Source organism: Halorubrum sp. Atlit-28R, assembly GCF_003665955.1.
Lineage (GTDB): Archaea > Halobacteriota > Halobacteria > Halobacteriales > Haloferacaceae > Halorubrum > Halorubrum tropicale.
Genome location: NZ_QPLS01000047.1, coordinates 1 through 869 on the forward strand (window position 1 = coordinate 1; position 869 = coordinate 869).

Consider the following 869-nt stretch of genomic DNA (forward strand, 5'->3'; position numbering starts at 1 on the left):
TAGGTCTTCCTCTGATTCCGGGCTTTCATACGAAACGGCACCACTCCTCACTGCTGGAGTATCTGGACCTTCTGGGTCGTCTTCAAAACGTTCCACCAGTTCTGAGAGTTCTTCTTTTGTGTCGTCAGGGAGGTATTCTCTAATTGGCCAGAGTCTGTCGCGTATCCATCGTGAAGAATACTGCTCTGCAATCTCATCAACAGTCATGTCCTCCTGTTCCTCCTGTCGTTCTTCAGCTATCTGAGTGAAGGTGTCTTGGATTGGTACAGATTTGATCAACTCAATCACCTGATTTTGGTGGTCGGTGGAAAGGTATTCAAATCCATATTTCAATAACAAGTCAAATTCCTTCTTCAATTGAATATCTGAATAATTTTCTTCCCCGAGTAATTCCTTTGCTACCAGATTTTCGTGATCTTCTCCATACTCTTTTAGCAGATAGAATCCGAATCCTCTGAAAACCGGATACTCATCGAGATACGATTCGATTTTTTCTTTCTGGGCCTCGTCAGTCGAAATTTCAAACCAGTTGTCGAGTGCTTCCCTCAGGAACCCGATGTATAGCTCAAAGGGCTGGTATCTGTCATTCTGTTCAATACCATAATTGGAGATCGATTTGAGGTAGAAGAAGCTGAGTTCTTCAACAGCTTGGCCTCTATTTTCAGCTCTGTGCTCAGCAGCAGTTCTCATATTCTCCTCGAAAATTTCGAGGGACTCTTCGGGCCGGTTCTCAATCAGTCTCTCAAGGGTACCTTCTTCGAATAAGGATGTAAGATAGTACGAACTCATCATTTCGTCGTTTGGTCCCTCTGGTTCGCCTTCTAAACGGACTCTGAGCAGTGAGTCTGCCAGTTCAAGGCCTTCTTCGA

1 pseudogene is annotated in these 869 nt (G+C 44.5%); it reads right to left on the bottom strand.

The annotated features are described in order from the left end of the window. Positions 1–869, bottom strand: a pseudogene (locus DVK06_RS16695) (hypothetical protein); the annotation flags it as partial.